The organism is Mesorhizobium delmotii (assembly GCF_900149755.1).
In the GTDB taxonomy this organism is placed as follows: Bacteria; Pseudomonadota; Alphaproteobacteria; order Rhizobiales; family Rhizobiaceae; genus Mesorhizobium; species Mesorhizobium delmotii.
Genome location: NZ_FUIG01000013.1, coordinates 999,548 through 1,021,843 on the forward strand (window position 1 = coordinate 999,548; position 22,296 = coordinate 1,021,843).

Below are 22,296 nucleotides of genomic sequence, written 5' to 3' on the forward strand. Positions count from 1 at the left end.
TCAAAGAATGGGCTGACCGGCCCCTAAAGCGCGTCGCCTTTGAATGGACTCATGCGACGCGTTTTAGGTTCTTGTTTTTATGCATGTCGTTGTCGCAAAACCGCTGCGCACCTTCAAGCCCGAGGGCTTTTGCGCGACATGCATTAGGCGCCGGTCTTGACGAAGCTCTTGTAGATCCAGCCGCGTTTGCCGTTGTAGACGATCTGACACCATTTCTTGCAGCCCATCACCTGAACCGAGGTCTTGGCGGGAATGGTGACGATGGCGGCCGCACTGTTCTTCGGACCGGTGCGCATGGTGACGCCCCTGAGGATGCGTCCGGTGTCTGCCGCGCTTGCTTGCTTGGCCTCGACTTTGGCCTGGGTGCCATCCTTCTGTGTCGCGGCCGGCAGCGGCTTCGGGGTGGGGATGGCGGCGGTTGGCGCACCGTCCGTCGCCGTCTTGTTGGGAGCAGCGACTTTGGCAAGCAATGCTGCCACTTTGGTTTTCGCTGCCGGATCGGCGAGTGCCGCCGCAGCGGGCGGCTTGTCTGCCGTTTTTTCAGCCTGGCCTGCCATCTGGCCGGGTGTGGTCTTCGGTCCCGATCCTGTCCAGCGAGGATCATTGGGCGCCAGCGCCGCTATCTCGGCCTTCGCTGCAACCACCGCCGGCGAAATCGCATCGGTCTTGCTCGCAGCCTGCTGCGCCGCGGCGACCCTCGCGGCCGCGGTCGGCACGATCCTTGTTGTTTTTACCGCAATGCTTGAAACGATCTGCTCGGGACTCGCGACCGCTTGTCTCTCGTCGGCCGGCAATGCCAGCCATAGCGCCACCGCTGCCACGCTAAGCAGCGCTGCTGTGCCAAACGCGGCGATGACCAGATGCAGGTTCGACCGGATTTGCCGCCAGAACCTGGGCTGCATGTCGTAGCCAAACTGCACCGCAAAGCGCCGTCGTTCCGGCGCGCCGAAACTGAAGGGCTCTCTCACTCTTACAACCTCCATTTGCGGGCCGACGTTCTTACGACCTATGCTGGGAAAACCGGCAATTGGTCGGCATCGGTCCCAAACCAACGCGGGCAGGCCCGCAAACTCCCCATTCAACTGCCCTGAGCCCGCATCCTTTGCCGGCGATTGTGGCATCACTGCGCCCTTGCCAGGCGGATTCTGCACCTTTGCGAGAGATTCTGCAACTTGCAAGGGATTTTGCAACCTATGGTTAGATACGGTCTCTTAAGGCATACCAGTTGAGCGCAAGAAACAGCAGAGGCGCGCGGAAGCGCCGGCCGCCGGGAAAGGCCGGGATTTTCAGGTCCTCGAGCAGCCTCAGCCGGTCCCGGTTGCCGGCAACGGTTTCGGCATAGAGCTTGCCGAAAAAGTTCGACAGCATGACGCCATGGCCAGAATAGCCGCCGATCGAGATCACATTGGGCATCACCTCGCGCACGAAGGGTTTTCTCGGCATCGTGATGCCGACATAGCCGCCCCAGCCATGGGTGATCTCGATGTCCTTCAGCGCTGGGTAAAGCTCGGCGATCTGCCGGCGGATGTGGACATGGATGTCTTTCGGATCGTTGACGGCATAGATTTCGCGTCCGCCGAACAGCAGCCGCCCATCCGTCGATTTGCGGAAGTAGCGCACGACGAAGCGGGAATCATCGACCGCCTCACCGCCCGGCAGCACGTTTGTGTCAGCCCCCAGCGGCACCGTCGCGCCGATGAAGGAGCCGATCGGCATGATGTGCGCGGCGCTGATCGGCTCGAGCGTGCCGCCATGAGCGTTGACGCCGATCAGACATTTCTCGGCTGATATCGTGCCCTTCGGCGTCGTAACTCTGACCTTGCCGCCAAGCGATGCGATGCCGGTCGCCGGCGTCTGCTCGAACAACTGCGCGCCCGCCTGCGCCGCCACCTTTGCCGTGCCGATCACCAGCTTCAGCGGATGAATGTGCCCGGTGCCGGTGTCGCGGGTGCCGCCGAAGTAGCGCGTCGAGCCCAGCCGCTCCGCTGTCTCCTTGGCGTCCATGAAGGTGATGTGCGGGTAGCCGAAACGGTTCGCCATGATCTCGGCATGCGCCTTGTAATCGTCGACATAGCGCTGCTTGTGCGCCACCGACATCTGGCCGGGCATGTAGTCGATCTCGATCTTGTTGGCGGCGGCGAACTCGAGGAGATGCGCCTTGGCCTCTTCGGCGAGGTCGAACAGCGCCTTGGCACGGGAAAAGCCGTATTCCGCCTCCAGTTCCTCGGCCCAGGCGCGCTGGCCGGTGCCGAGTTGGCCGCCATTGCGGCCCGATGCGCCGTCGCCGAAACGATGCGCTTCGATCAGCACGACATTGCTGCCGGCCTTGGCGAGGTGTGCCGCCGCCGACAGGCCGGTAAAGCCGCCGCCGACGATGACGACGTCGCATCTGCGGTTGCCGTCGAGCGCCGGGTATTCGGGCCGCGGCCCGGCCGTGTCCTCATACCAGGAGCGGCCGGGCGAGATTGGGGATTGGTAGGGCATGATGACCGAGTAGGGCAGTAGGGCAGTAGGGCAGTAGGGCAGTAGGGCAGTAGGGCAGTAGAAGCTATTCAGGTGACAATTTGCGGATCAGAAGGCGCAATAACGTCCCTACGCTCTCGCTGCGGTTCATCAAAGGTTCGACCGCCTCGTGCGAGGCGATTCCGACACGGTGCGCAATCATAAGATGCGTCTCCAGTTCCTTGAGTGATCCTTGGGCGATCCTGAGAAATTGCTGATAGGAAGCTCGGCTCTCTCGGCCGTAACCCTCGGCGATGTTGGCAGGTACGGAGGTAGCTGCCCGACGCACCTGACCTGTCATTCCATAGAGCTCGTCTTTCGGCCAAGCTCGTGTCACTTCATAGATTGATACTGCCAGGTCCATTGCCTGCTGCCAGACGATCAGATCCCTGTAGGACTCGATCTTCGCCACTACGTGCCGCCCCCTACTGCCCTACTGCCGTACTCCCCTCCTACACATTCAACAACAGATACTCCCGCTCCCACGGACTGATCACTTCCATGAAGGTCTCGAATTCCGCCCGCTTGATCGCCGCATAGGTCGCGGCAAATGACTTGCCGAGCAGCGCGCAGAGTTCCTCGTCGGCTTCGAACAGGTCGACAGCTTCGAGCAGGCTGCGCGGCAGGTCGATCTCTGCCTCGTTGGCGGTGGTGAGAACCGGCGGTTCGGCCTTGATCTTGTTGGTCATGCCGATCAGCCCGCAGGCGAGCGATGCGGCCAGCGCCAGATAGGGATTGGCGTCGGATGAGGGGATGCGGTTCTCGACGCGCCTGGCTGCCGGGTCGGAACGCGGGACGCGGAAGGCGGTAGTGCGATTATCGTAGCCCCATTTGTTGTTGACCGGTGCGGAAGCCGACTGCGTCAGCCGGCGATAGGAATTGACGTAGGGCGCGAACATCACCAGCGCGTTCGGCACATGTTTTTGCATGCCGCCGAGGAAATGGAAGAAGGCTTCGGTTTCCGAGCCGTCCTCGGCGGAAAAGACGTTCTTGCCGGTCTTCTTGTCGATGATCGACTGGTGGATATGCATGGCCGACCCGGGCTGCCCCTGGATTGGCTTGGCCATGAAGGTGGCGTAGATCTCATGCTTCAGCGCCGCCTCGCGGATGGTGCGCTTGAACATGAACACCTGGTCGGCGAGTTCGATCGGATCGCCATGGCGCAGATTGATCTCGAGCTGGCCGGCGCCTTCCTCGTGGATCAGCGTATCGATCTCCAGGCCCTGGCTTTCGGAGAAATGATAGATGTCGTCGATCAGTTCGTCGAACTCGTTGACGCCGGCGATCGAGTAGCCGGCGCCACCGCCGATCGCCCGTCCCGAACGCCCGACCGGCGGCGTCAGCGGGTAGTCCGGATCTGGATTCTTGCGCACCAGGTAGAACTCGATCTCGGGCGCTACCACCGGCTTCAGCCCGCGCTTGTCGTAAGCGGCAAGCACACGCTTCAGCACGTTGCGCGGCGTGAACTCGACCGAGCGGCCGTCCTGGTGGACGAGGTCGCAGATGACCGCCGCCGTCGGGTCCTCTTCCCACGGCACCACGGTCAGTGTCGACAGGTCCGGCATCAGCTTGAGGTCGCCGTCGTCCTCCGGATAGTGGAACCCGTTGCCGTCTTCCGGGTAGCCGCCGGAGATCGTCGTCATGAACACCGCCGAAGGCAGCGCCAGCGAGGTGTTGGAGGTGAATTTCTTCGACGGCATCATCTTGCCGCGCGCAACACCCGCCTGGTCGGGCGTGATGCATTCGATATCCTCGATGCCGCGCCATGCCAGCCAGGCGCCGACTTCCTTCCAGTTTTTCACACCACGTTGGTTCTTCACGAAGGCAGGCGTGCGGATACGTCCTCCGCGGCTCGACGGACGGACTTCCTTTTTTGCAGGCGGCATCATTCACCAGATTGGGTTGCGGATTTGGGAGTATAGCCGGGGCCGGCGATGGAAGGGAAGGGGAGCGCGGTTGCGTTCGCCTGCCCAGTTGAAAACCGCCCCAGGCAGCTTAGGTTCGACGCAAGTTCAATGACCTCGGTTGAAGACATCGAATGCTGAACAATCATGAATTGACCACGATCGGCTTCGATGCCGACGACACGCTCTGGCAGAACGAGCAGTTCTTCCGCATGACCGAAAAGCGCTTTGCCGCGCTGCTCGCCGATCATGCCGAGGAGGAGCACATCTCGGCAAGATTGCTGGAGGCCGAGAAGCGCAACCTCGCCGTCTACGGCTTCGGCATCAAGGGCTTTACCCTGTCGATGATCGAAACGGCGATCGAGATTACCGAGGGCCGCGCGCCGGCCTCGGTCATCGCCGAGATTCTTGCGGCGGGCCGCGAGATGCTTGGCCATCCGATCGAGGCGCTGCCTCATGCGCGCGAAACCGTGGAAAAGCTGGCGGGCGCGTATCGCCTGGTGCTGATCACCAAGGGCGACCTGTTCGATCAGGAACGCAAGCTGGCGCAATCGGGCCTCGGCGACCTGTTCGATGCCGTCGAAATCGTCAGCGACAAGAGCCCCGCGACTTATGTCAGGATCTTCCGCCGCCACGGTGATGGCGCCGAAAAAAGCATGATGGTCGGCAATTCGCTCAAGTCGGACGTGGTGCCGGCCATCGAGGCCGGCAGTTGGGGTATCCACGTGCCGCATGAACTGACCTGGGTGCTGGAACATGTCGAGCCGCCGGTCACCGCGCCTCGCTTCCGCCAGATAGCCGATCTCTCGGAACTGCCCGGACTTGTCGAAAGCATCGGGAAAGCCGGCTGATCGCGTGTCTCGGCGTCGAACCGGCGTGCACCGCAGCTTATCGATGCCGGACATTGCGCGTCGCAATCCTTGTTGTCCGCTCCGCCAAGGGCCGCGCTGTAGCTGACCTCCATCGCGCGGCCGTGTACAATCCACGATGCAAAACCGCTTTCTACTTGCAAATCAGTCGCAATTGCAGAGTATGCGAAAAGCGCGCGTCGCAGTCGCATAATGGCGGCCACCGGCGGGACGTTAAAAATCGCGGCAGGAGAAATTGATGATTGAGAGATACGGGCGACGGGTTGTCATCGGGTTGATGGTTACGGTTTTCGCTGCGGCAGTGGCTTCAAGTCCAGCGAAAGCCCAGGAAAAGTTCAAGGCCGTGACGACTTTCACCGTCATCGCCGACATGGCGAAGAATGTGGCGGGCGACGCAGCAATCGTGGAATCGATCACCAAGCCGGGAGCGGAGATCCACAATTACGCGCCGACGCCGGGCGACATTCAGCGGGCGCAGGGCGCACAGCTCATTCTGTGGAACGGGCTCAACCTCGAACTCTGGTTCGAAAAATTCTTCCAGAACCTCAGCGACGTGCCCGGCGCGATCGTCTCCGAGGGCGTCCAACCGATGAGCATCGCCGAGGGGCCCTATACGGGCAAACCGAACCCGCATGCCTGGATGTCGCCGTCAAACGCGCTGATCTACGTCGACAACATCCGCGACGCCTTCGTCGAGCACGATCCGGCGCATGCCGAGACCTACAAGGCCAATGCAGAAGCCTACAAGGCAAAGATAGAGGCGGCCGTCGCGCCGATCCGTGATAAGCTTGCCTCGATCCCGCAGGACAGGCGCTGGCTGGTGTCGAGCGAAGGCGCCTTCTCCTACCTCGCACGCGATTTCGAGCTGAAGGAGCTTTATTTGTGGCCGATCAACGCTGACCAGCAAGGCACCCCGCAGCAGGTTCGCAAGGTGATCGACGCGGTCAGGGAAAACAAGATCGTTGCCGTCTTCAGCGAAAGCACCGTGTCGGACAAGCCGGCCCGGCAGGTCGCGCGCGAGACGGGGGTGCATTACGGCGGCGTGCTCTTCGTCGATTCTCTCAGCGAGGCGGACGGCCCGGTGCCGACCTATATCGACCTGCTGCGTGTGACATCCGATACGGTTCAGAAAGGCCTCGCCGCAGGGCTGTCGCAATGAACGAAGCCGTTCCGCCTCTTGCCCCCGCGTCCGAGGATGCGGGGGCCGGTCTCGCCATCCGCGACGCGACCGTCACCTACCGCACCGGCCAGACGGCGCTGCGGGATGCGAGCTTTGAAATACCGACAGGCACGATCACGGCACTTGTCGGTGTCAACGGCTCTGGCAAGTCGACGCTGTTCAAAGCCATCATGGGCTTCGTGCGGCTGGCAAAGGGAGAGATTTTTGTTCTCGGACAGCCGGCCGCGGCCGCGCTGAGAAAAAACGTCGTCGCCTATGTGCCGCAGGCCGAGGAGGTCGATTGGACCTTCCCGGTACTGGTCGAGGACGTCGTCATGATGGGTCGCTACGGCCATATGGGCATGATGCGCATTCCGAAGGCTGCCGATCGTGAGGCGGTTACGGCCGCGCTTGCGCGTGTCGGCATGAGCGATTTCCGCAAGCGCCAGATCGGCGAGCTTTCGGGCGGGCAGAAGAAGCGCGTCTTTCTCGCTCGGGCGCTGGCGCAGGACGGGCGCGTCATCTTGCTCGACGAGCCCTTCACCGGCGTCGACGTCAGGACCGAGGACGCTATCGTCGAACTGCTGCGCGCGCTCCGGGACGAAGGCCGAGTGATGCTGGTCTCGACGCATAATCTGGGTAGCGTGCCGGAGTTCTGCGACCGTGCCGTGCTGCTCCGGAACACGGTCCTTGCCTACGGGCCGACAGGCCAGACATTCACGCAGGCGAACCTGGAAAAGGCTTTCGGCGGCGTCTTGCGTCATTTCGTGCTGGGCGGTGCCGGACTGCATGAGGACGACGACAGGCGCCGCCTTGCCGTCATTACCGACGACGAGCGGCCGCTGGTCTTCTACGGAGAGAACGGAGCGATGCAGCAGAAGATGCGGGAACCGGACGAATGAGTGTCCTGCTCGAGCCGTTCGGCTACGAATATATGCTCAATGCCATGTGGGTGTCGGCCTTAGTCGGCGGTGTCTGCGCCTTCCTGTCCTGTTATCTGATGCTGAAAGGCTGGTCGCTGATCGGCGACGCGCTCTCGCATTCGATCGTGCCAGGCGTCGCCGGCGCCTATATGCTGGGCCTTCCCTTCTCGATCGGCGCCTTCTTCTCCGGCGGGCTCGCCGCTGCGGCGATGCTCTTCCTCAACCAGCGCACCAAGCTGAAGGAAGACGCCATCATCGGCCTGATCTTCTCCTCCTTCTTCGGCCTCGGCTTGTTCATGGTGTCGCTGTCACCGACCTCCGTGAATATCCAGACGATCGTGCTCGGCAACATCCTGGCCATTACCCCGGAAGACACGCTTCAGCTCGCCATCATAGGCTTCGTCTCGCTCGCCATCCTGCTGGTGAAATGGAAGGATCTGATGGTGGTCTTCTTCGACGAGAGCCATGCCCGCTCGATCGGCCTCAACCCCAGCGCGCTCAAGATCATGTTCTTCATGCTGCTATCGGCCTCCACGGTCGCCGCGCTTCAGACCGTCGGCGCTTTCCTTGTCATCTGCATGGTGGTGACTCCCGGCGCGACCGCCTATCTTCTGACGGACCGCTTTCCGCGCCTGCTCGTCATCGCGGTTGTCATCGGCGCGGTCACGAGTTTCACTGGCGCCTATGCCAGCTATTTTCTCGATGGCGCCACCGGCGGCATCATCGTCGTGTTGCAGACGCTGATCTTTCTCGCCGCCTTCTTCTTCGCTCCCAAGCATGGAATGCTAGCAGCCCGCCGCCGCGCGGCGAGCGCCTTGGAGGCCAGCCTATGAGCTTCCTCGATACGCTGCTTACCCCTTTCCAGTTCGGCTTCATGGTCAATGCCCTGATTGTTTCGGTTCTGGTCGCTGTGCCGACGGCGCTGCTCTCCTGTTTCCTCGTTCTCAAGGGCTGGTCGCTGATGGGCGACGCGATCAGCCACGCCGTCTTTCCCGGCGTGGTCATCGCCTACATCGTTGGATTTCCCTATTCGGTCGGCGCCTTCGCCGCCGGGATGGTCTGCGCTCTCGCCACCGGCTTCCTCAAGGACAACAGCCGCATCAAGCAGGACACGGTAATGGGCATCGTCTTCTCCGGCATGTTCGGCCTCGGCCTGGTGCTCTATGTAAAGATCCAGTCCGACGTGCATCTCGACCACATATTGTTCGGCGATGTGCTGGGCATCGGCCTGCGCGACATCGTCGAAACGGGGCTCATTGCTGCGATTACGGCCGGCATCATCGGGATCAAGTGGCGCGACTTCCTGCTGCACGCCTTCGACCCGGCTCAGGCTCGCGCGGTTGGTCTTCGGGTCAACCTGCTCCACTACGGCCTGCTTTGCCTGATCTCGCTCACCATCGTCGGCGCGCTGAAGGCGGTCGGCATCATCATGGCCATCGCCATGCTGATCGCGCCTGGCGCCATCGCCTTCCTGCTGACAAGGAAGTTCAGCGCCATGCTGATCCTGTCGGTGGCGATCGCGGTCGCCGCGTCGTTTCTCGGCGTCTATCTATCCTTCTTCATCGACAGCGCACCGGCGCCGACCATAGTTCTCATGCTGTCGGCCGCCTTTATCGCGGCCTTCGCCGTTACAACACTCAAAGTGGTGAGCCGAATGGAGATTGGCGAGGAACGCTAGAAACGGGCGGTCATTCTCCGGATTGACGAGAGCGTCGCGTTTTCTGGATCGGCTTCACGTAGATCTCCAGTCTGTGGCTGATGATCGTGAATCCGTGCTGTCGAGCGATTTCCTCTTGGAGCCGTTCGATCTCCGCCGACTGGAATTCGACGACGTCTCCCGTCTCGATGTTGATGAGATGATCGTGATGCTCACGGGGGACGGTTTCGTATCTGGCGCGCCGATCGCCAAAGGTGTGCCGCTCCAGAATGCCCTTTTCGCGCAGAAGGCTGACGGTGCGATAGACAGTGGCGAGCGCGATCGTCGGCTCGATGGCGACAACACGGCGATGGAGTTCCACCACATCCGGATGGTCGCTGGATTCGGATATAACACGCATGATGACGCGGCGCGGACCGGTGATGCGCAGTCCGAGTTTCCTGCAAAGCGCGGCGATGGTCTGTTCTGAGGACATGTCATGATCCGCCAATATCGACAGCCATGTCGCGAAGTCGGAACATGCCTGCGGATTTGTTCGAAGCTGCTACCCCAGATGCGTCGCAATTGCAAAAGGACATCGGACTGGGTTCGCTGTCAGGCGGTCACCTACTGACATAGAGATATCCAGATCCGATCGCAAGAAGCAAGGAAGGGCGTGTGAGCCGGATCGGATGCTGGCTAGTTACGTCCGAGCCCGATCAGGTGGTCGATCACCGGCTGCAGCCGTTCGGTCGTGATCGGTTTGACGACCACCGCATCGATGACGCTCGACAGGCCAAGGCTCTCCGGTGTGCCGTTCTTGGTCGAAAGCAGGATCACCGAGGGAAGCGGCCTGCCCGAGGCGCGTCGCAGCGCATCGATACCGGACATCAGCGCGTCGCAGTCCTTGTTGTCCGCTCCGCCATCGAGGACGACAGCTCCGGGAATGAGCGATCGCAACGTCGTTGCTGCCGTTTCGGGCGATTCCGAGATCGGTTTGAGCCCGGATCGTTCGACGATTTTCGAAACCACCACCCGGTTGACCGGCGACTTCCCGACGACGAGCACGCGGGTGAAGTCCGTGAGCATCTCGGGGTCCACATTCCGGCTCCCCCAAGTCAGGTGGCTTACGGTTCTGGGGTCGCGGTTCATGGGGCGCATGAGCGTGGGGGCACTCGTCTGGTTTCAATGCAGGGTTGAAACTTTAGAAACAATTGCAGTGAGATCGCTGCCTGTGTCAAGCTGAAATGGCGGATATCCAGAATATCGCAAGAAACGTTAAAATTTAAAGCGAGTTCTGTTCTTGCCCCTATGCAAACTGGTCCTGCAGACGCAGATCACCTGCGCAGAGACTGCGCAGGTGATGCTGGATCCACCGACAGGCTTCGGTCAGCCGAGGCTCCGCTGGGTGACGATCACCGGGATCAGCAGGTCGCCCCAGTTGCCGTCGCCGCCATGGTGCCGTGCCGAGCGCACCAGCTCCACCGACACACCGGCCTCGACCGCCTTCATCACCGACTGGTTGAGCCTGTGCAGGTCATTCGCCAGCATGCGGATGGTCGCTTGCTGGTCGACGGTCATGGTGGTGGCCTGTTCTTCGGCCCGTTCCTTGACGCGGCTTATCGATGCCATTGGTCTTCTCCTTCATACCCCTTTGGGGCGTTCCTCTATTTTGTTGCGTTGCTGGCTATTCTGCCGCCGGTTTGAACTGGGCGTGCTCGGTCGATTCATGCATCGCCGTGGTCGAAGACCGGCCACCGGTGATCGCCATCGACACGGCGTCGAAATAGCCGGTGCCGACTTCGCGCTGGTGCTTGGTCGCGGTGTAGCCGTGGGCTTCCGCCGCGAATTCAGCCTCCTGCAGCTCGGAATAAGCCGCCATTTGCCGCGCCTTGTAGCCGCGGGCGAGTTCGAACATGCCGAAATTGAGCTGGTGAAAACCGGCCAGCGTGATGAACTGGAACTTGTAGCCCATGGCGCCGAGTTCCTTCTGGAACCTGGCGATCGTGGCGTCGTCGAGGTTCTTCTTCCAGTTGAACGACGGCGAGCAATTATAGGCGAGAAGCTTGCCGGGATGGTGCCTGTGCACGCCCTCGGCGAACTTCTTGGCCTGCGCCAGATCGGGCTTGGAGGTTTCGCACCAGATCAGGTCGGCGTAGGGCGCGTAGGCGACGGCCCGCGCGATGCAAGGCTCGATGCCGTTTCTGACGTGATAGAAGCCCTCCACCGTGCGGCCGGCGCCATAGTCGACGAAGGGCTGGTCGCGCTCGTCGATGTCGGAGGTGAGCAGCTTTGCCGCTTCCGCGTCGGTGCGTGCGACGACCAGCGTCGGCGTGCCCATGACGTCGGCGGCAAGTCGCGCGGCGTTGAGGTTGCGGATGTGTGCGGCGGTCGGGATCAGCACCTTGCCGCCGAGATGGCCGCATTTCTTCTCCGACGCCAGCTGGTCCTCGTAGTGGACGCCGGCGGCACCCGCCTCGATGAAGGCCTTCATGATCTCGAAGGCATTGAGCGGTCCGCCGAAGCCGGCTTCCGCATCGGCGACAACAGGCGCGAACCAGGTGTCGACCGAAAGTCCCTTGCCTTCGGAGGTCTCGATCTGGTCGGCGCGCTGCAGGGTGCGGTTGATGCGCTTGACCAGTTCGGGCGCCGCATTGGCGGGATAAAGCGATTGGTCCGGATACATGGCGGATGCCGTGTTGGCGTCGGCGGCGACCTGCCATCCAGACAGGTAGATCGCCTTCAGCCCGGCCCGGACCTGCTGCATCGCCTGATTGCCCGACATGGCGCCGAGCGCGTTGACGAAGTCCTCTTCGTGGATGAGCTGCCAGAGCCGGTTGGCGCCCATTTCGGCGAGGCTCTGCCGGATCTGGACCGAACCGCGCAGCCGCTTCACGTCGTCCGGCGAGTAGGGCCGCTCGATGCCGTCGAAGCGGCCTTCCGGCGCCGAGGGGACGAGGTTGTAAAAATCGGTCATTGGTCACTCCGAGTAAATCGCTGCTGGGATGGAAACGCCGCCTCATGGAGATTTCTGCGTCGTTTTGGTGTGACAGCATTTACATTCTGGCGCGAAGCAGGCGAGAAAAACCGGCGGATTGGCTGGAAAATAAGAGAAAACCTGTGTTGCGTTTGACAGCTAGACGCTGTAAATTTGTCACGATTGTAAAAAAGCCGGCATGGCATCGCCGTGCAGAGTCATGTAAATTTCTGTCAAGGACAGTCGAGTGGCCGATCAGAAGATCTTCGCCGGGCCGCGCATCCGCCGCATCCGCAGCGCCAAGGGCCTGACCCAGACCGCGATGGCCGAAGGGCTCCGCATCTCGCCGTCCTACCTCAATCTCATCGAGCGCAACCAGCGGCCGCTGACGGTTCAGCTGATCCTCAAGCTGGCATCCGTCTACAAGGTCGACCCGCATGAATTGCAGGGCGAGGCTCGGGGGTCGGTCGCTGCCTTGAAGGAAGTATTTTCAGACCCGCTGCTGGTCGGCGAATTGCCTGGTGACCAGGAACTGATCGAGCTTGCAGAGGCGGCGCCCAACGCTTCCGCCGCGGTGATAAAACTGTTTCGCGCCTATCGCGAGCAGGCCGAGCGCCTTTCCGACCTCAACGAGCTTCTCGCGCGTGAGGGCAAAGCGACGGCACTCTCCGGCGCCCGCTTGCCGATCGACGAGGTGCACGAGATTTTCGAGCGCCGGCCGAACCATTTTGCCGCGCTCGAAGAGGAGGCCGAGGCATTCACGTCGGTTCTCGATCCCGGCGACGATCTGTTCGGTGCGTTGAAGGCCTGGCTGAAGCGCGAATATGCCATCGTCGTCAAGGTGCTGCCGGTCGCCACCATGCCGAACTGGCGCCGCCGCTACGACCGCCACTCGCAACGCCTGTTTCTGTCCGAGCGCCTGTCGCCGTTCGATCAGTTGCGCGAGGTGGCGATGGAGGCCTGCCTGATCCGCATGACGGTCGCGGTGGCAAGCGAGATCCAGGCGCTGAAGCTGACCACGGATGAAGCCCGCCGGCTTGCCCGCTTCGAGCTTGGCCGCTACGCCGCCCACGCGCTGATGATGCCCTATCAATCCTTTCACGCAGCCGCGGTACGCGCGCGTTACGACATCGACGTGCTGCGCTCGCGCTTCGGCGTCTCCTTCGAGCAGGCGGCGAACCGCCTGACCATGCTGCAGCGGCCGGGCACGCCGGGCGTGCCGTTCTTCATGCTCGAGGTCGATAATGCCGGCAACCGCTTCCGCAAGGCGGGCAGCCAGGGTTTTCCGCAAAGCCGCTTCGGCGGCGGCTGTCCGAAGCTTCCCGTGCATGCCGCCTTTACCCAGCCCGGCCAGATCTTCGTAGAGGCGGTGGAAATGCCCGATGGCGCCGAGTTCCTCTGCGTCGCCCGCACGCTCGAAGGACCGCAAGGCTCGTTTTCGGAGCGACCGCGCCGTACCGCCCTTCTGTTGGGCTGCGATATCGGCTTTCGTGACGAGATCGTCTACGGCGCGGCACTGCCGGGGGCAGCCGCCGCCGCGACCGGAAAAGCCGGACAGGGCGCCAATCCGGCCACGCCGGTTGGCCCGGCCTGCCGGCTGTGTGAACGCATCGGCTGCCTCGCCCGCGCCGAGCCGCCGGTGACGCGCCCGCTCGGCCTTGACGAGATGGTGACCGGACTAAGCGCGTTCGATTTCCAGTGACGGGCACAGCGTTTCCATCAAATTGCGCTCGGCGCATTGTTCTATCGCCCACCGCTGCCTATCAGAACGTCCATCTCAATCGTCAGCGGCTCTCCAACGCTCGGCGAAGCCAGCCCGCGCCAGACTTCCTCGCGCACTGTGACCTGCATGTCTGGAGGAAGCTGCACATACTCCTGACCGCTCAATGTTGCTCCTTTGGTGATTCCGCTGAAATAATCGTCGAAAGATGAGAATTTGATGGGCCGAGTTTCAAGCTGGACATAGACCTCTTGAAACCCGGCGCGGTGGAGCAAGGAATGCAAGCATGTCGCGTCAGGGATGGAGAAGAAGCGATTTAGCTTTTCGGCTTTTTCAGGTGCGCAACGGGCGATTACCGCGCCTATTCTGGCGAACAGCGAGCGCTCCGGCGTCGTCGTCACGCTAACTGCAGTCCAGCCGTTGGGGCGCAGAACCCGACGAAACTCAGAAAGCGCTCCAAGCGGGTCTGAGAAGAACATGAGCCCAAGCTGACAGATCACCGCATCGAACCGACAATCCTCGAAAGGGAGCGCGTGAGCGTCAAACCTTGCGAGGATGATTGGCTGGTTCTTCAAATTGCGTTTGGCAGATTCGAGCATGGCCGGCGAGATATCGCCGGCAGTGACAGAGCCGGATGGGCCTACCACGATCGCTGCAGCTTGCGCTGCTGCTCCTGTACCCGTTGCGACATCGAGCACCCGATGGGCAGGCGCAATTTGCGCTGCCTTCAGCAAGGATGGAATGAACGAGTTCGTTGCGCGGGCGAACAGCTCGTCATAGCCAATCGCCGCTGTCTTGTAGAATGGCTCATCCATAGGGTCGCCCTATACATGTTATTTACGTCGGTCACGGGGCTTCTCTTGTCACGCAGTAGCCGTCCAGCCTCGCATCGTAAACTATCCCTGCCAGCTCCGCACGACCGTCTTGCCCCGTCCCTGCGCTAGTCAGTGCGCCAAACGGAACACGGTGCTGGATCACGCCCGACCTTCGTCTTTGCGTTACGCGATTAATGCACGTTTCTGTCGTCCGCTGTGCATCGTGCTGCCCCGAAATCACCGACAGTCGCATTCATGACCGATTCATCATCATCAGCGATAGCCGTCTCCCCTGCCGTCTCGCCGCGTGACGAGCGTGTCGGGCTCCTGTTGATATTCCTGTCGGCGCTGATGTGGAGTTTCGGCGGCGCCATCGCCCGTTTCATCGACGCCGGGGACAGCTGGACGGTGGTGTTCTGGCGCTCGGTCTGGGCCGCCGCCTTCCTCATCTGCTTCATGATCTGGCGCGACGGCTGGCACGGCACGGTAAGGTTGTTCCGCGGCATGGGCCTGCCCGGCCTTGCCGTGGCGTTCTGCTTCGCCACCGCATCGACCTCGTTCGTCGTGGCGCTTGCCTACACCACCGTCGCCAATATCCTTTTGATGCAGGCAGGCGTGCCGCTCCTGGCGGCGCTGTTTGCCTGGGTGCTGTTTCGCGAACGGGTAGCCGTGGCGACCTGGGTGGCGATTGCAGCCGTCATTGCCGGCGTTGCCATCATGGTATCGGAATCGCTCGATGGCGCCGTGTCGCCCATCGGCGACGGCTTGGCGCTGCTCATCGCCGTGATGTTTTCGATCGCCACCGTCATCACGCGACGCTTTGCCCATGTGCGCATGACGCCGGCGACCTGCCTCGGCACGATGCTTGCCGCCGCATTCGCGGCGTCGCAGGCGTCGCAATTCGGCGTTTCCAGCAGCGACATGGGCTTCCTGTTTGCATTCGGCGTGGTCAATCTGGGTCTCGGCCTTGCCTTCTTCGCCACCGGCGCCCGGCTCGTTCCAGCGGCGGTCGCAGCACTGCTCGGCACGTTCGAGCCGATCCTCGGCCCGATCTGGGTCTGGCTCATCCATTCCGAGGTGCCGTCGGGACGCACCATCATTGGCGGCGCGGTGGTGGTCACGGCGCTGCTCGTCCATAGCGGGCTCGAATTCAAGCGTCAGGCGCGGCCGGTGCGGCCGGGTGTCACCGGCATGCCGTCGCCTAATTGATTGCAGCGCACGCGCCAAAGCGAGATGAGCCATTGACAATGGCGCAGCCGCGCGGGCAGGCTGCAAATACGGCAACAACAAGACAGGCTCATCTTGCCAAGTCTCCCCTCCGGCCCGACCGAGACCGGACAACATCGTCGTTTCCCTGCCCGCGCCGTGGCGAGAGCCTTTGACGGCGCCGGAATGCCACCTGGATCACGACATGGGAACGGGGGACTCGGCCGCTGCACATCGAACCACCAGGGTGTCGGCGGTTCGCGCTTGTCGCTTGTCGGAAAGCCCAATAATCTGAAGCAAACGCCCAGCCGCGCAGCCCCGCGACGAGCTGGCGATGGAACACTCATCAAAGGAGACACGCATGACCCGCAAAGCATTCTGGCTTTCGGCGACCTCGGCATTTCTGACGCTTTTCACCCTCGGCGCTCATGCCCAGGACCGCGTCGTCAATGTCTATAACTGGTCGGATTACATCGACAGCTCGATTATCGAGGATTTCACCAAGGAAACGGGCATCAAGGTCACCTACGACACCTTCGATTCCAACGAGCTCCTGGAGACGAAACTGCTTGCCGGCGGCAGCGGCTACGACGTCGTCGTGCCGACCGCCAATTTCCTCGCACGCCAGATCCAGGCAGGTGTGTTCCAGAAGCTCGACAAGTCGAAGCTGCCCAACATTTCGAACATGTGGGACGTCGTTTCGGAGCGCACAGCCAAGTACGATCCCGGCAACGAATATTCGATCAACTACATGTGGGGCACGGTCGGCCTCGGCTATAACATCAAGAAGGTGCAGGAAGTGCTCGGCACCGACAAGATCGATAGCTGGGACGTGTTCTTCAACCCGGAAAAGCTGGCCAAGCTGAAGGATTGCGGCGTCTATGTCCTCGACTCTCCGAGCGACATCCTCCCGAACGCCTTCAAATATCTGGGTATCGATCCCGAGACCACGTCGCTGGACGATTTCGCCAAGGCGGAAGGACTGATGCTGAAGATCAGGCCTTACATCCGCAAGTTCCACTCGTCGGAATACATCAACGCCCTGGCCAATGGCGACATCTGCCTGGCCGTCGGCTGGTCGGGCGACGTGTTCCAGGCGCGCGACCGTGCGACGGAGGCAAATCAGGGCGTCGAGATCGGCTATTCCGTGCCGAAGGAAGGTGCCGAAATGTGGTTCGACCAGATGGCGATCCCGGCCGACGCGCCGCATGTCGCCGAGGCGCATGAATTCCTGAACTACATTATGAAGCCGGAAGTGATCGCCAAGTCGAGCAACTACGTCTTCTACGCCAACGGCAACAAGGCGTCGCAGCAGTTCATCAACAAGGAGATACTCGAGGATCCGGCGATCTACCCGGACGAGGCGACGCTGGCGAAGCTGTTCACCATCGCCCCCTACGATTCCAAGACCCAGCGCGTCGTCACCCGCACCTGGACCAAGATCGTCACCGGGCAGTAAGCGACAATCAACGACCCCGGCAGGTGCTGCCGGGGTCAAATCTTCTGGGGATAGGACGCAGGACGGAGTGGGATATGAAATCGCTTGGCAGCATCCGCAGGGATTTCGCGCCGTGGAACGACCCGAACGCCAAGCCATACATCCAGTTCGACAAGGTCACCAAGAAGTTCGGTAACTTCACCGCCGTCAACAATTTGTCGCTGACCATATTCGAGCGCGAGTTTTTTGCGCTGCTCGGGGCATCGGGCTGTGGAAAATCGACGCTTTTGCGGATGCTCGCCGGCTTCGAGGAGCCGACCGCCGGCCGCATCCTGCTCGATGGCCAGGATTTGCGCGGCATCCCGCCATACCGGCGGCCGGTCAACATGATGTTCCAGTCCTATGCGTTGTTCCCGCATATGACGGTCGAGAACAATATCGCTTTCGGCCTCAAGCAGGACGGCATGCCGAAGCCCGAGATCGCGGCGCGCGTTAGAGAGATGCTGAAGCTGGTCAAGCTCGAGCAGTTCGCCAAGCGCAAGCCGCACCAATTGTCCGGCGGCCAGCGCCAGCGCGTCGCGCTTGCCCGCTCGGTCGCCAAGCGGCCGAAGGTGCTGCTGCTCGACGAGCCGTTGGGCGCGCTGGACAAGAAGCTGCGCGAGGAAACACAGTTCGAGCTGATGGACCTGCAGCAGTCACTCGGCCTCACCTTCGTCGTCGTCACCCACGACCAGGAAGAGGCGATGACCATGGCCGACCGTATCGCCATCATCGACAAGGGCGAGGTGATGCAGGTAGCGACGCCGGCGGAAGTCTACGAGGCGCCGGGCTCCCGCTTCGTCGCCGGCTTTGTCGGCAACGTCAACATGTTCGAAGGCAAGATTGCGCATGGCGAGCCCGGCGCGGCAAGCATCGATGCGGGCAACGGCATCACCATCCGGGCCGAGAATGCCGGCGATGCCGCCACCGGCGCGGCCGTCGCCTTCGCCATCAGGCCGGAGAAGATCAAGATATCCTCGACGAGACCGGCGGGCGCTGTCAACGCCATCGAAGGCGAGGTCTACGATATCGCCTATCTCGGCGACATGACCGTCTATCACGTCAGGCTGGACGACGGCCACGTGGTGCGGGCCAGCACGATGAACGCGGCCCGCATCACCGAGGATCCGCTGAGCTGGAACGACCGTGCCTGGGTGTCGTTCAGGCCGGACGCCGGCGTTGTGCTGACGCGATAGGGGCGGTCATGTCGAATGCCGCTGTCACCGCTGCAACAAGCTCTCGGGCCGCCGACGCGGGCAAGTCCGCCCTGGCCAGACTGGGAGAGGCCTTCGTTGGCCGTCTTGTCATCCTTATTCCGTATCTCTGGCTGGTCTTCTTCTTCCTCATTCCATTTGTCATCGTCTTCAAGATTTCGCTGTCGCAGACCGCGATCGCCATACCGCCCTACACGCCGGTGCTCGGCTTCGGCGACGGCCTTGCCGGTTTTTTCGCCCAGCTGAAACAGCTCAGCATCGACAACTACACATGGCTGACGCAGGACGCGCTCTACGTCAACGCCTATGTGACCAGCGTCATCGTCGCCGCCATCTCGACGGTGCTGACATTGGTTGTCGGCTACCCGATCGCCTATGGCATGGCCCGCGCGCCGGCGATGCTGCGCCCGACTTTGCTGATGCTGGTGATCCTGCCATTCTGGACCTCGTTCCTGATCCGCGTCTACGCCTGGATCGGCATCCTCAAGCCCGAGGGGCTGCTCAACCAGATCCTGCTCGCCACCGGCGTCATCAGCCAGCCGCTGATCATCCTCAACACCTATACGGCGATCTTCATCGGCATCGTCTATTCCTATCTGCCGTTCATGGTGCTGCCGCTTTATTCCGCCCTCGAGAAAATGGATTATTCGCTGATCGAGGCGGCCAAGGATCTCGGTTGCCCGCCGACCAGCGCCTTTTGGAAGATCACCTTTCCGCTGTCGCTGCCCGGCGTCATCGCCGGCTGCCTGCTGGTGTTTATTCCCGCCGTCGGCGAGTTCGTCATTCCCGACCTGCTTGGCGGCTCGCAGACACTGATGATCGGCAAGACGCTGTGGAACGAGTTCTTCGCCAATCGCGACTGGCCGGTGTCGTCGGCCGTCGCCGTCATCCTGCTGTTGCTGCTGATCGTGCCGATCATGCTCTTCCAGCGGGCCCAGGCCCGCGCCCAGGAGGAGGACAAATGAACCCGACCTGGAGCCGCTTCAACATCACTTCGATCGTGCTCGGCTTTGCTTTTCTTTACCTGCCGATCGTCCTGCTCGTCGTCTTCTCCTTCAATGAGTCGAAACTGGTCACCGTCTGGGGCGGCTTCTCGACCAAATGGTACGTCTCATTGTTCCATAACCAGGGCCTCATGGACGCCACCTGGGTAACGGCCCGCGTCGCCGTCATCTCGGCCACCGTGGCGACCGTGCTGGGCACGCTGGCGGCTCTCACCTTGACGCGCTACACGCGCTTCAAGGGCCGGATGCTGTTTTCCGGCATGGTGTTTGCGCCGCTGGTCATGCCGGAAGTCATCACCGGCCTGTCGCTGCTGCTGCTCTTCGTCGCCGTCGGTCTCGACCGCGGCTTTCTCACCGTCACGCTTGCCCATATCACCCTGACCATGTGCTTCGTCGCCGTCGTCGTGCAGTCGCGCTTGATCACGTTCGACCGCTCGCTGGAAGAGGCCGCGATGGATCTTGGCGCGCCGCCGGTGAAGACCTTCTTCCAGATCACGCTGCCGGTCATCATGCCGGCGATTGTGTCTGGCTGGATGCTGGCGTTCACATTGTCGCTCGACGATCTGGTCATCGCCAGCTTCACCTCAGGGCCCGGCGCCACCACGCTGCCGATGAAGATCTACAGCCAGGTTCGTCTCGGTGTGACGCCGGAGATCAACGCCGCCTGCACCATTCTGATCGCGGTTGTGGCGGTCGGCGTCATCATCGCTTCGCTCGCCAACAAGCGGCGCGAGGTGCAGCGCCAGCGGGACGAGCAGGCCGCGCAGCGTGGGTGAAAAGCCGGCAGGAAGCACTCCTGACGACGACCGCGGCAGCCTCGCTGCCTACTTTCCGGAAACCCCGCGGCTTATCGGCGAAATGAACGGCGTGCTCCACGTTCCGCCGACGAAGAACGAAGACTGGTTGGGACCCTGGTTATTTGTCTGCGTGGCTGGCTGGTCCGCCTGAATGATGCCGCCGGACAGCGCCAGCCCGCGCCCGGCGTAGGAGGCGATGCCGGAAAGCCAGATCTTGTACTTCGCCGAATTCGCTTCGGCCTTGTCGATCTTCGCTACACCGTTCGAGATGCTCGCCTTGAGTTCGGCCCCGTCGATCGGCAGCGTTCCGTCGGAGATATCGTCGAGCGCGAAGAACCCGCCCTGTTCGTTGTGTTTGAGAAACGCCGGCAGGTTGAACCGGCTCAACGCGCCCTGGCCGAATTTCGCCGAAACCGAGCCGTCGGCGTTTTCGAAAATGGAATCCCAGGTTCTGCCCGGCCCCTTGAGGATGACCGAAACGGTTCCCGTGCCGATCGGCACCAGTCGCGTCATTCCGGCTGCGGTGCCAAAAGCGCCGCCGTCGATGTCGGAGGCGAGCAGCCTGATCTCGACCTGCGTGCCTCCCGGCTTGCGGTCGAAACGAAGACTGCTCTGGATGTTGCCGCCAAAGGCCGATGCATCGGAAATATCGAAGACGGCAAGACCGTTCTTGACCTGGGCGGCGGCAGCGACGTCGGCAAGCTGGATAGCGCCTGCGGTGGCCTGAGCTGCCGACAGTCTGAGATCGAGGTCGATCCGGTCGGCGACGCTTATGTCGATTTCGCCGGGGCCAACGCCGCTCGTAGGCGCCAGGGGTGTGAAGGCGGAGAGAAAGGACCGCAAGTCGAGCGTCTCGAAGGCGAGCGTACCGGCGATCACCGGCCGCGCCTCGCCAAAGGAGAAGTCCAGCGCACCCATTCCCGGATTGTCGTCCAGAGCGATCTCGGTGTTTTCGAATTTAATGCGGCCGGAGGTCGCCGTAACCTTGCTGGAAACGGAAACCGAGCCGATTGCCGCGCCCGGCGCGATGCCGGCCCGCGACCATTCGAGCACGCGCCTGAGCGAGGGTGCGGCAAATTTCGCCTGGCCGTCGAAATAGGCGTTCTCGGACATGCTGGCGACGCCGTCGAAGGAAAAACTGGCAGGGGGCGCCTTGAAGGAAAGCGTCATCGGCGCCGCACCACCCCCAAACAGCACCAGCGGGTTCGACGATGCGGCATCCACAGCGACGCTTTCGCCACGCCAGATCCCGGTCGCCGACAGCGTCGCATTGCTGTTCATTGCACCCCAGTTCGCCTGTCCGCTCAGGCTGCTCAGTATCTCAGCGTCCTTGCCATCGACGGAGGTCACCACGCGGCCGTTCCTGAACTCTACGGTGCCGAATGGATCAGCCGGCAGCTTGCTCAGGTCCGGCTTGGCCGGATTGGCACTGACCACGGCGCGAGCGATGTCGATGGAACGCGTGATGCGTCCGCCTGAAGGCAGGGCAGGCAGGAAAAATCCATGTGCTGCGCGTTGAACCCTGATCGTCGGCCGGATCAGCCGCGCCGTCGAGAACACCACATCGCCCTGCAACGCCGCCATGGCGGAGAGATTGACCTCGACCCGTTCGGCTTCGATCACAGGCGGCGCGTCGCTCTCTGTCCATTGCGAAAGCGTCACGTCGGACAGGATGGCCCGGAAATTCGGCCAGACCTCGATCCGCGGGGCCCCGTCGATGTTGACCCTGAAACCGCTCCATGCACTCATTTCCCAGGCGATGCGGTCGCGCACGATGCGGGTCGAGGCGACCAGCGGAAGGGCGGCAACGGCCAGCGCGATGACGAGCACGGCAACGCCGATCGCCCATATTCCGCGCCGGATCAAAGGTGATGACATGTCGCCCCGTATGCTTCCGTTCCGACAAGAATCGCCCGACGGGTGTAACCCACGGCTGACGCATTTCAAGTCTTTATGGCCCAGCGATGGCATTTGCGCACATCCACGTCGCTCGGCCGAACAAAATCTTGCTCTGCTGCGCCGCGATATGCATAAGCGATGCCAATGCATGTCGCCAAAATGTCTTGGGATAACGCACACATAAAAACAAAAGT

Annotated in this window: 21 protein-coding genes; 11 read left to right on the top strand and 10 right to left on the bottom strand. The window is 62.0% G+C overall.

The features are described from left to right. Window positions 1–143 precede the first annotated feature (143 nt). The 4 genes from BQ8482_RS06300 to BQ8482_RS06315 all read right to left on the bottom strand — a co-directional run bounded on the left by BQ8482_RS06300 (window position 144) and on the right by BQ8482_RS06315 (window position 4,391). Complete coding sequence (locus tag BQ8482_RS06300) at window positions 144–968, bottom strand: SH3 domain-containing protein (RefSeq protein ID WP_165848438.1); 825 nt, start codon at window positions 966–968, stop codon at window positions 144–146. Window positions 969–1,197: 229 nt separating this feature from the next. Next, complete coding sequence (locus tag BQ8482_RS06305) at window positions 1,198–2,484, bottom strand: NAD(P)/FAD-dependent oxidoreductase (protein WP_123146691.1); 1,287 nt, start codon at window positions 2,482–2,484, stop codon at window positions 1,198–1,200. Window positions 2,485–2,548: 64 nt separating this feature from the next. After that, on the bottom strand, window positions 2,549–2,914 hold the full coding sequence (locus tag BQ8482_RS06310) for a four helix bundle protein (protein ID WP_123146692.1): 366 nt from the start codon (window positions 2,912–2,914) through the stop codon (window positions 2,549–2,551). Window positions 2,915–2,954: 40 nt separating this feature from the next. After that, a complete protein-coding gene (locus tag BQ8482_RS06315) occupies window positions 2,955–4,391 on the bottom strand; it encodes a glutamine synthetase family protein (protein WP_165848439.1) in 1,437 nt (478 codons plus the stop codon). Window positions 4,392–4,540: 149 nt separating this feature from the next. Between BQ8482_RS06315 and BQ8482_RS06320 the strand changes: the two genes are divergently transcribed. The 5 genes from BQ8482_RS06320 to BQ8482_RS06340 all read left to right on the top strand — a co-directional run bounded on the left by BQ8482_RS06320 (window position 4,541) and on the right by BQ8482_RS06340 (window position 9,035). Then, window positions 4,541–5,257, top strand: coding sequence for an HAD family hydrolase (locus tag BQ8482_RS06320; protein WP_123146693.1), 717 nt, complete (start codon window positions 4,541–4,543; stop codon window positions 5,255–5,257). A gap of 295 nt (window positions 5,258–5,552) precedes the next feature. Next, entirely contained in the window at window positions 5,553–6,434 is an 882-nt protein-coding gene (locus BQ8482_RS06325) for a metal ABC transporter substrate-binding protein (RefSeq protein WP_425294081.1), read from the top strand. Then, window positions 6,431–7,336: a manganese/iron ABC transporter ATP-binding protein gene (locus BQ8482_RS06330; protein ID WP_123146695.1), complete on the top strand. Its 906-nt coding sequence runs from the start codon at window positions 6,431–6,433 to the stop codon at window positions 7,334–7,336. Before BQ8482_RS06325 ends, BQ8482_RS06330 begins: the two co-directional genes overlap by 4 nt. After that, window positions 7,333–8,190 carry an iron/manganese ABC transporter permease subunit SitC gene (gene sitC / locus BQ8482_RS06335; protein WP_123146696.1) on the top strand — a complete coding sequence of 286 codons (858 nt, stop codon included), beginning with the start codon at window positions 7,333–7,335 and terminating at the stop codon, window positions 8,188–8,190. Before BQ8482_RS06330 ends, sitC begins: the two co-directional genes overlap by 4 nt. Further along, a complete protein-coding gene (locus BQ8482_RS06340; protein WP_123146697.1) occupies window positions 8,187–9,035 on the top strand; it encodes a metal ABC transporter permease in 849 nt (282 codons plus the stop codon). The genes sitC and BQ8482_RS06340 overlap by 4 nt, the downstream gene beginning before the upstream one ends. Window positions 9,036–9,045: 10 nt before the next feature. On the opposite strand, the gene BQ8482_RS06345 is transcribed toward BQ8482_RS06340, so the two are convergent. From BQ8482_RS06345 to aceA, 4 genes are all read right to left on the bottom strand, one after another. Then, window positions 9,046–9,489: a Fur family transcriptional regulator gene (locus tag BQ8482_RS06345; protein ID WP_095491384.1), complete on the bottom strand. Its 444-nt coding sequence runs from the start codon at window positions 9,487–9,489 to the stop codon at window positions 9,046–9,048. A gap of 203 nt (window positions 9,490–9,692) precedes the next feature. After that, complete coding sequence (locus BQ8482_RS06350) at window positions 9,693–10,082, bottom strand: response regulator (RefSeq protein ID WP_244602699.1); 390 nt, start codon at window positions 10,080–10,082, stop codon at window positions 9,693–9,695. A gap of 300 nt (window positions 10,083–10,382) precedes the next feature. After that, window positions 10,383–10,625, bottom strand: a complete 243-nt coding sequence (locus BQ8482_RS06355) for an SMc00767 family acetate metabolism repressor (protein WP_077379645.1) — start codon at window positions 10,623–10,625, stop codon at window positions 10,383–10,385. A 55-nt stretch (window positions 10,626–10,680) separates the two neighbouring features. After that, window positions 10,681–11,970: an isocitrate lyase gene (gene aceA, locus BQ8482_RS06360; RefSeq protein WP_123146699.1), complete on the bottom strand. Its 1,290-nt coding sequence runs from the start codon at window positions 11,968–11,970 to the stop codon at window positions 10,681–10,683. Between the two features lie 247 nt (window positions 11,971–12,217). Here aceA and BQ8482_RS06365 point away from each other — a divergent pair, with 247 nt between their 5' ends. After that, a complete protein-coding gene (locus tag BQ8482_RS06365) occupies window positions 12,218–13,672 on the top strand; it encodes a helix-turn-helix domain-containing protein (RefSeq protein WP_123146700.1) in 1,455 nt (484 codons plus the stop codon). A 41-nt stretch (window positions 13,673–13,713) separates the two neighbouring features. Here BQ8482_RS06365 and BQ8482_RS06370 read toward each other — a convergent pair whose 3' ends face one another. Further along, on the bottom strand, window positions 13,714–14,505 hold the full coding sequence (locus BQ8482_RS06370; protein WP_123146701.1) for a class I SAM-dependent methyltransferase: 792 nt from the start codon (window positions 14,503–14,505) through the stop codon (window positions 13,714–13,716). Window positions 14,506–14,760: 255 nt separating this feature from the next. Between BQ8482_RS06370 and BQ8482_RS06375 the strand changes: the two genes are divergently transcribed. The 5 genes from BQ8482_RS06375 to BQ8482_RS06395 all read left to right on the top strand — a co-directional run bounded on the left by BQ8482_RS06375 (window position 14,761) and on the right by BQ8482_RS06395 (window position 20,182). Then, window positions 14,761–15,714, top strand: coding sequence for a DMT family transporter (locus tag BQ8482_RS06375; RefSeq protein ID WP_123146702.1), 954 nt, complete (start codon window positions 14,761–14,763; stop codon window positions 15,712–15,714). 358 nt (window positions 15,715–16,072) lie between these two features. Further along, window positions 16,073–17,170, top strand: a complete 1,098-nt coding sequence (locus BQ8482_RS06380; protein WP_123146703.1) for a polyamine ABC transporter substrate-binding protein — start codon at window positions 16,073–16,075, stop codon at window positions 17,168–17,170. 74 nt (window positions 17,171–17,244) lie between these two features. After that, entirely contained in the window at window positions 17,245–18,384 is a 1,140-nt protein-coding gene (locus tag BQ8482_RS06385) for an ABC transporter ATP-binding protein (RefSeq protein WP_123146704.1), read from the top strand. An 8-nt stretch (window positions 18,385–18,392) separates the two neighbouring features. Next, the gene (locus BQ8482_RS06390) at window positions 18,393–19,367 is read left to right on the top strand and encodes an ABC transporter permease subunit (RefSeq protein ID WP_123146705.1); all 975 of its coding nucleotides are present in this window, start codon (window positions 18,393–18,395) and stop codon (window positions 19,365–19,367) included. Continuing rightward, on the top strand, window positions 19,364–20,182 hold the full coding sequence (locus BQ8482_RS06395; protein WP_065010779.1) for an ABC transporter permease: 819 nt from the start codon (window positions 19,364–19,366) through the stop codon (window positions 20,180–20,182). The genes BQ8482_RS06390 and BQ8482_RS06395 overlap by 4 nt, the downstream gene beginning before the upstream one ends. A 48-nt stretch (window positions 20,183–20,230) precedes the next feature. Here BQ8482_RS06395 and BQ8482_RS06400 read toward each other — a convergent pair whose 3' ends face one another. Continuing rightward, window positions 20,231–22,081 carry an AsmA family protein gene (locus BQ8482_RS06400; RefSeq protein WP_123146706.1) on the bottom strand — a complete coding sequence of 617 codons (1,851 nt, stop codon included), beginning with the start codon at window positions 22,079–22,081 and terminating at the stop codon, window positions 20,231–20,233. Window positions 22,082–22,296 lie beyond the last annotated feature (215 nt).

Excerpts from the sequence above, each read along its gene's own strand:
- BQ8482_RS06305 (WP_123146691.1), bottom strand. The coding sequence starts at position 2,484 with ATGCCCTACCAATCCCCAATCTCGCCCGGCCGCTCCTGGTATGAGGAC.
- BQ8482_RS06315 (WP_165848439.1), bottom strand. The coding sequence starts at position 4,391 with ATGATGCCGCCTGCAAAAAAGGAAGTCCGTCCGTCGAGCCGCGGAGGA.
- BQ8482_RS06320 (WP_123146693.1), top strand. The coding sequence starts at position 4,541 with ATGCTGAACAATCATGAATTGACCACGATCGGCTTCGATGCCGACGAC.
- BQ8482_RS06325 (WP_425294081.1), top strand. The coding sequence starts at position 5,553 with ATGGTTACGGTTTTCGCTGCGGCAGTGGCTTCAAGTCCAGCGAAAGCC.
- BQ8482_RS06330 (WP_123146695.1), top strand. The coding sequence starts at position 6,431 with ATGAACGAAGCCGTTCCGCCTCTTGCCCCCGCGTCCGAGGATGCGGGG.
- sitC (WP_123146696.1), top strand. The coding sequence starts at position 7,333 with ATGAGTGTCCTGCTCGAGCCGTTCGGCTACGAATATATGCTCAATGCC.
- BQ8482_RS06340 (WP_123146697.1), top strand. The coding sequence starts at position 8,187 with ATGAGCTTCCTCGATACGCTGCTTACCCCTTTCCAGTTCGGCTTCATG.
- BQ8482_RS06345 (WP_095491384.1), bottom strand. The coding sequence starts at position 9,489 with ATGTCCTCAGAACAGACCATCGCCGCGCTTTGCAGGAAACTCGGACTG.
- BQ8482_RS06350 (WP_244602699.1), bottom strand. The coding sequence starts at position 10,082 with ATGCTCACGGACTTCACCCGCGTGCTCGTCGTCGGGAAGTCGCCGGTC.
- BQ8482_RS06355 (WP_077379645.1), bottom strand. The coding sequence starts at position 10,625 with ATGGCATCGATAAGCCGCGTCAAGGAACGGGCCGAAGAACAGGCCACC.
- aceA (WP_123146699.1), bottom strand. The coding sequence starts at position 11,970 with ATGACCGATTTTTACAACCTCGTCCCCTCGGCGCCGGAAGGCCGCTTC.
- BQ8482_RS06370 (WP_123146701.1), bottom strand. The coding sequence starts at position 14,505 with ATGGATGAGCCATTCTACAAGACAGCGGCGATTGGCTATGACGAGCTG.
- BQ8482_RS06375 (WP_123146702.1), top strand. The coding sequence starts at position 14,761 with ATGACCGATTCATCATCATCAGCGATAGCCGTCTCCCCTGCCGTCTCG.
- BQ8482_RS06380 (WP_123146703.1), top strand. The coding sequence starts at position 16,073 with ATGACCCGCAAAGCATTCTGGCTTTCGGCGACCTCGGCATTTCTGACG.
- BQ8482_RS06385 (WP_123146704.1), top strand. The coding sequence starts at position 17,245 with ATGAAATCGCTTGGCAGCATCCGCAGGGATTTCGCGCCGTGGAACGAC.
- BQ8482_RS06390 (WP_123146705.1), top strand. The coding sequence starts at position 18,393 with ATGTCGAATGCCGCTGTCACCGCTGCAACAAGCTCTCGGGCCGCCGAC.
- BQ8482_RS06395 (WP_065010779.1), top strand. The coding sequence starts at position 19,364 with ATGAACCCGACCTGGAGCCGCTTCAACATCACTTCGATCGTGCTCGGC.
- BQ8482_RS06400 (WP_123146706.1), bottom strand. The coding sequence starts at position 22,081 with ATGTCATCACCTTTGATCCGGCGCGGAATATGGGCGATCGGCGTTGCC.